Here is a 1190-nt window from a genome sequence, read left to right as displayed (position 1 = left end):
TTGTATGGTGAAATTTACCAAATATCCGAATAAGGTGAGGCCCGCAACTTCCCCAAAAAGTTACCGGTGCGGTAGCTCGGTTCATTCTAGGCGCAGGCAATCCCTAGCCCGTTAACAAGCGTGTAGCACCGCACCGTTTCTAATTTACAACCCGAACAGTCGAAAGGGCCTCATGAGCCCGAATGTAGCAAGGATGGGTGAATCAGACAATGAGCAAGAAAGCTGCAGAAGGGGTAAACGTTGGTATTGATGTAGGAAAAGCGAGCTTGGATATCTATATCCATGAGCGCGACCGGTATTGGCAAATAGAAAACACCAAAATCGGAATTAAACAGTGGATCAAGGCTATCAAGCGCTTCAATGTCGGGCGAGTCGTTTTAGAGGCCACCGGGCGCTATGAGAGGCTGCTGTATGAGCTGCTGGTAGAGGCAGAGGTTCCGGTGGTAATCGTCAATCCAAGGAACGTGCGGCAATTCGCAAAGTCTGCTGGCAGGCTGGCAAAGACGGACAAGGTAGACGCCCAGATAATTGCAGAGTTTGGCGCTACCATGAAGCCAGTCATACTACCGCCGGAATCAAAAATCCAGCGGCAGATCAAAGACTTGCTGGCCAGGCGCCGCCAGATCAAGACCATGCGAACAATGGAGCTCAACCGCATCAAGATCATGCCGAAAAGCTTCCAGGCGGACTATCAGCGTCATATCAAATTCCTTGACAAGGAAGTCGAGCGCATCGATCAGAAGCTCGACAAGGCCGTACAAAACGAGGATCTCTGGCGAGCGAAGCGCGAGCAGCTGGAGACAGTTCCGGGCGTTGGTACATTGCTCGCGACCACCTTGATCGCAGAGCTACCTGAGCTAGGAAAGCTTGGCCAGAAGGAAATCGCTGCACTGGTGGGCGTGGCACCCATGAACCGCGATAGCGGTACCCTGAGAGGAAAGAGGCGCATCCAGGGCGGCCGTGCACAAGTGCGTACAATTCTGTATATGGCAACACTATCGGCGACAATCCACAACCCGATGATTCGAGATTTCTACAGTCGCCTGGTGAGCAAGGGAAAGCATCGCAAAGTAGCACTCACAGCTGCCATGAGGAAGATGATCGTGGTGCTAAATGCAATGGTGAGGGATGGTACTTACTGGGAAAAGAGTGATGTCAAACTCGCTGCTTGACATCACAGTCGCTTGTTA

At 51.8% G+C, this 1190-nt stretch carries 1 protein-coding gene; it reads left to right on the top strand.

Features of this window, described 5'->3' with window-relative positions; genetic code table 11:
- The first annotated feature begins 209 nt into the window (after positions 1 to 209).
- The gene (locus QSJ80_RS15525; RefSeq protein WP_285765382.1) at positions 210 to 1172 is read left to right on the top strand and encodes an IS110 family RNA-guided transposase; all 963 of its coding nucleotides are present in this window, start codon (positions 210 to 212) and stop codon (positions 1170 to 1172) included.
- Positions 1173 to 1190: the final 18 nt, after the last annotated feature.

The organism is Biformimicrobium ophioploci, assembly GCF_030270605.1.
GTDB lineage: Bacteria > Pseudomonadota > Gammaproteobacteria > Pseudomonadales > Cellvibrionaceae > Biformimicrobium > Biformimicrobium ophioploci.
The sequence above is the reverse complement of the archived record's forward strand: the minus strand, read 5'-3'. Positions and strand labels throughout refer to the sequence as shown.

Excerpts from the sequence above, each read along its gene's own strand:
- QSJ80_RS15525 (WP_285765382.1), top strand. The coding sequence starts at position 210 with ATGAGCAAGAAAGCTGCAGAAGGGGTAAACGTTGGTATTGATGTAGGA.